At 60.0% G+C, this 4,813-nt stretch carries 6 protein-coding genes; all 6 read right to left on the bottom strand.

Going from position 1 to position 4,813, the window contains the following annotated elements; genetic code table 11:
- The coding region (locus tag AB7E65_RS12015) for a bifunctional 3,4-dihydroxy-2-butanone-4-phosphate synthase/GTP cyclohydrolase II (RefSeq protein ID WP_428746023.1) at positions 1-1,082 on the bottom strand (1,082 nt) is incomplete at its 3' end.
- Positions 1,083-1,377: 295 nt separating this feature from the next.
- A complete protein-coding gene (locus AB7E65_RS12010; RefSeq protein WP_072287483.1) occupies positions 1,378-2,028 on the bottom strand; it encodes a riboflavin synthase in 651 nt (216 codons plus the stop codon).
- Positions 2,013-3,104, bottom strand: coding sequence for a bifunctional diaminohydroxyphosphoribosylaminopyrimidine deaminase/5-amino-6-(5-phosphoribosylamino)uracil reductase RibD (gene ribD / locus AB7E65_RS12005; protein ID WP_072288162.1), 1,092 nt, complete (start codon positions 3,102-3,104; stop codon positions 2,013-2,015). Before ribD ends, AB7E65_RS12010 begins: the two co-directional genes overlap by 16 nt.
- A gap of 65 nt (positions 3,105-3,169) precedes the next feature.
- A complete protein-coding gene (gene nrdR, locus AB7E65_RS12000) occupies positions 3,170-3,643 on the bottom strand; it encodes a transcriptional regulator NrdR (RefSeq protein ID WP_072287482.1) in 474 nt (157 codons plus the stop codon).
- Complete coding sequence (locus AB7E65_RS11995) at positions 3,640-4,116, bottom strand: deoxycytidylate deaminase (protein ID WP_072287481.1); 477 nt, start codon at positions 4,114-4,116, stop codon at positions 3,640-3,642. Before AB7E65_RS11995 ends, nrdR begins: the two co-directional genes overlap by 4 nt.
- Positions 4,116-4,813, bottom strand: a 698-nt coding sequence (locus tag AB7E65_RS11990; protein WP_428746022.1) for a serine hydroxymethyltransferase, incomplete at its 5' end; no start/stop codon positions are given. The genes AB7E65_RS11995 and AB7E65_RS11990, both read right to left, overlap by 1 nt.

Below are 4,813 nucleotides of genomic sequence, written 5' to 3'. Positions count from 1 at the left end.
CCCACGATTTTCTTGGGGTTGTTGGTCATCAGGCGGATTTTGCGGACGCCCAGGTCATGCAGAATCTGGGCTCCGATGCCGTAATCCCGCAGGTCGGCCTGGAATCCCAGAGCTTCATTGGCCTCCACCGTGTCATGCCCCTGATCCTGCAGGGCATAGGCCTTCAGTTTATTGTTTAGGCCGATACCCCGGCCTTCCTGGCGCATATAGACAATAACGCCGACCCCTTCCTTGGCGATCTGGCACATGGCGGCGTGCAGCTGATCGCCGCAGTCGCATCGCAGGGAACCAAACACGTCCCCGGTAAGGCATTCGGAGTGAACCCGCACCAATACCGGTTTCTCGGGGTCGATGGTCCCCTTCACAAGCGCCAGATGCTGCGCCTTGTCGACATCGTTTTCGTAACCGATGGCGGTAAAATCGCCACCGTAAGGCGTGGGAATCACCGTTTCGGCCTCCCGCCGCACCAGCATTTCCTTGTTCATGCGGTAGCGCACCAGATCCGCCACGGTGACAATGCGCAACCCGTGCCGCTTGGCGAATTCTTCCAGTTGCGGCATGCGCGCCATGGTACCATCGTCGTTCATGATCTCGCAGATGACACCGGCCGGTTTGAGTCCGGCGAGACGGGCCAGATCCACCGACCCTTCGGTCTGGCCGGCGCGCACCATGACCCCGCCCTTTTTGGCGCGAAGCGGAAACACATGCCCGGGACGCGCCAGGTCCTGCGCCTTGCTCTCGTCGGCAATGGCCACCTGGATGGTGGTTGCCCGATCCTTGGCGGAAATCCCGGTGGTTACGCCTTTGCGAGCCTCGATGGAAACGGTGAATGCGGTTCCGAAAGAGGAAGTATTCTGGCTGACCATGAGGGGCAGCTGCAGATAATCGGCGCGTTCCTCGGTCAGGGAAAGGCAGATCAGGCCGCGCCCTTCCCGGGCCATGAAATTGATGGCTTCCGGAGTGACCATCTCGGCGGCCATGGTCAGATCGCCTTCGTTTTCCCGATCCTCGTCGTCGACAAGAACCACCATGCGACCCTGGCGCATATCCTCCAAAGCGGCTTCGATATTGGCCATGCTCATTGTGCATCTCCTTTTTGGTCCGGTACGGCGTAAAAGGCGGGGGCTGCGTGGCGCGAAATATCAGCGCGATCCGACGAAAAACCGGCAGCGTCCCGCGATTTCTGTACCCCGTGGCCCAGCCGTCCCCGACGCCTCTTGCGAACCCTCTGCTTCCGATAATCGCGGACAATAACACCAATGCAGGTCTTTTCGCAAGAAAAGAAAGAATTTATCTATGGTTTGCGGGCATTTGCAGGGGGCCGACAGCGCAAGGGACTCCCGCGGCGCATCAGCCCCAGGCGGTGCTGGACACGAACTATAAAAACCCGTTTTTCGCAAGAAAGTCGAGGGTCAGGTCCGGCTTGCCCGGCAGCGCGCCGGCAGGACGCAGCAACCGCTCGACATACTTTCCCAGAATATCGGTTTCGATGTTCACGCGACTGCCCGCTTCGCACCATTGCAGAGTGGTGCGGGCCAGCGAATGGGGGATGACGGCAACGGCGAAACTGCTGTCCGTTACCGCGTTGACGGTAAGACTGATGCCGTCCACGGCAACCGACCCCTTTTCGACCAGGTAACGCATTTGAGATGGGGGCATTTCGATGGTGAAGCGTACCGCGTTCTGGTCCTGACGGCGCTCGGCAATGACACCGAGGGCATCGACATGGCCGCTGACAAGGTGACCGCCAAGCCGGTCTGAAAGACGCAGGGCGCGTTCGAGATTGACGCGGGCGCCGGTGTTCAATTGTCCGAGATTGGTGCGCCCCAGGCTTTCAGGGGAAACATCGGCGGTAAAAGACCCGTCGCCAAACGCGACCACCGTCAGGCAAACGCCGTTGACGGCGATACTCTCACCCATGACGATCTGTTCCATGGGGATGGCGGTGGCTACCGTGATGCGACCGCTGTCGCCGCTCCGGGCAAAACGTCGCAAGGTTCCGAGATCTTCGATCAAACCGGTGAACATGAGCTTTTCACCTCTCCCTCAATCAGAACATCATCCCCGAAGCGGCTGATCCTGACATCCTCCAGCACCGGGGCATCGCTCATCAACTCGACGCCAGGGCCGCCGAAAACGCTTTTGCCATCATCGCCTCCGACAATCCTGGGAGCAATAAACATCATGACCCTGTCCACCAGCCCGGCACGCCAGAAAGCGCCATTAAGTTCCGCACCTCCCTCCAGCAGGATACTTTGCATCCCCTGTTCGCCAAGCATCTTCAGCAGAGCACGAAGATCGACACGCCCATCGATGGACGGCAGAATCAGAACCTCGGCGCCCAGGGCACGCAAACGGGACGCCTTGCCAGCGGCAGCATGAACGGTGGTAGCGATCAGGGTTCGGGCCGGCGAGGCGAGGTGCAGGATGGCGGCATCTTCGGCAATGCGCAGGCGGGAGTCGACCACGATGCGGTCCGGGTCCCGGCCGCCATCGGAAAGCCTTGTGGTGAGACGGGGATCGTCCTTGTGCACCGTGCCGATACCGACCATGATGCCGTCAATGCGGTCACGCAGACGATGTACCTCCTGCCGGCTGGCGGCATTGCTGACCCACCGGGAATGCCCGGTGCAGGTAGCGGTTTTGCCGTCGAGGGTCATGGCGCTTTTAAGGATAACAAAGGGCAATCCGGTCACAACGTGTTTAGCGAAGGGAGCGATGATCCGGCGGCACGTTTTTTCGAGAACCCCGACCTGCACCGTAACGCCGGCGGCCTGCAGCTTGCGGATGCCATTCCCGGCCACCCGGGGATTGGGGTCCTGGGTGCCAATGAACACGCGCGCCACGCCGGCCTCGATGATGGCATCGGCACAGGGTCCGGTGCGGCCGTAGTGGCTGCAGGGTTCGAGAGTCACATAGAGGTCGGAGCCGCGGGCCAGGGGACCGGCCTGCCGCAGGGCGAAAATTTCGGCGTGCGGCTCCCCGGCACGGGGATGAAAGCCGCGGCCGACCACCACACCTTCCCGGACAATGACGGCGCCGACCGCCGGATTGGGGCGGGTGCGCCCTTCCCCCTGCCTGGCCAGGTCCAGGGCCTGGCCCATAAATTTTTCCGACACGTCTTGCACGTTTCAGATCCGCTTCCCGGCAAGGGGCTGCAAAAACATTTTCACGGCTCTCTGGAATTGCCGCCCTCGGCCAGAATATCCTTCAGCTCGGCCATGAACTCGTTGATATCCTTGAACTGACGGTACACCGAAGCGAACCGCACATAGGCCACCTGATCGAGGTCATGCAATGCATCCATGACGGCCTGGCCAATAACGCTGGATTCGATTTCCCGGTCGCCGGTTTCCTGCAGCTGGCGCTCGAGATTATCGACGATTTTTTCAATGGTGGCGATGGAAACCGGCCGTTTTTCGCAGGCCCGCTGAATGCCGGCGATAATCTTCTTCCGGTCGAAGGGCTGGCGCCGGCCGTCCTTCTTCACAATCAGCGGGAGCATATCCTCGACCCGTTCAAACGTCGTAAAACGTCTTTCACACTGGGTACATTCGCGGCGCCGCCGGATGCTGTTGCCTTCCTTGCCCAGGCGGGAATCGATGACCCGCGTATCGGCATAACCGCAAAAAGGGCACTTCATGGCGACGCAATCTCCCTGTCTTCGATCAGCTTCGCCAGACTGCACGCACGGATACCGGCCTCGGCAAGCATTTCGAGGGACAGGCGATCCGGATAGCCTTCCAGAAACACCACCTGCAGAATGCCGGCATTGATTATCATTTTCGAACAGATAACGCAGGGCGTATTGGTACAGAACAGCATGGATCCGCTGATGTTGGTGCCATGCTTGGCTGCCTGAATGATGGCGTTCTGCTCGGCATGCAGTCCCCGGCACAGTTCATGGCGCTGCCCCGAGGGGACATTGTGCAACTGGCGCAGGCACCCCACCTCGCTGCAATGTCGCAACCCGGAAGGCGTGCCATTGTAACCGGTGGCAAGGATGTTCTTGTCCTTGACCAGAACCGCCCCGACCTGGCGGCGCAGACACGTCGAGCGTCGCGCCACCAGGCGGGCGATTTCCATGAAATATTCTTCCCAGGAGGGTCGTTGCATTATTTCAGCAGATGCGCGTACAGCGGGAATTGCTTGCACATTTCGCGCACTTCACCTTTTATGACAGCCAGTTCAGCCTCGTTTTCCATATTGGCCAGGGCACGGACTACCCAATCGGCAACCTGTTCCATTTGCGCCTCTTTGAGTCCGCGGGTGGTAGTGGCGGGCGTACCCAACCGAATACCGCTGGTAACGAAGGGCGAACGGGTTTCAAAGGGCACGGAATTCTTGTTGACGGTGATCCCAGCTTTTTCCAGAGCTTTTTCCGCCATTTTACCGGTGGTTTCGGTACCGGTGAAATCGACCAGAATCAGATGATTGTCCGTGCCGCCGGACACCAGGTTCAACCCCCGCTTGACCAGAGCCTCGGCCAGCACCCTGGCGTTGCGCACCACCTGTTGGGAGTAGACCTTGAATTCGGGCGCAAGGGCTTCCTTGAAGGCTACGGCCTTGGCGGCAATGACATGCATCAGCGGCCCGCCCTGAATGCCGGGGAAGATATTGCTATCAATGACCTTGGCATATTCCTCGCGGCACAGAATCATGCCACCCCGGGGACCCCGCAGGGTTTTATGGGTGGTGGTGGTGACGAATTCAGCATGGGGCACCGGGCTGGGGTGCTCGCCGGTAGCTACCAGACCGGCGATATGCGCCATGTCGACCATGATTTTGGCGCCAACCTTGTCCGCAATTTTGC

Source organism: Syntrophotalea sp., assembly GCF_050253115.1.
In the GTDB taxonomy this organism is placed as follows: Bacteria; Desulfobacterota; Desulfuromonadia; order Desulfuromonadales; family Syntrophotaleaceae; genus Syntrophotalea; species Syntrophotalea acetylenica.
The sequence above is the reverse complement of the archived record's forward strand: the minus strand, read 5'-3'. Positions and strand labels throughout refer to the sequence as shown.

Coding starts and splice junctions, on each gene's coding strand:
- nrdR (WP_072287482.1), bottom strand. CDS start 3,643: ATGAAGTGCCCTTTTTGCGGTTATGCCGATACGCGGGTCATCGATTCC.
- AB7E65_RS11995 (WP_072287481.1), bottom strand. CDS start 4,116: ATGCAACGACCCTCCTGGGAAGAATATTTCATGGAAATCGCCCGCCTG.
- AB7E65_RS12010 (WP_072287483.1), bottom strand. CDS start 2,028: ATGTTCACCGGTTTGATCGAAGATCTCGGAACCTTGCGACGTTTTGCC.
- ribD (WP_072288162.1), bottom strand. CDS start 3,104: ATGGGCCAGGCCCTGGACCTGGCCAGGCAGGGGGAAGGGCGCACCCGC.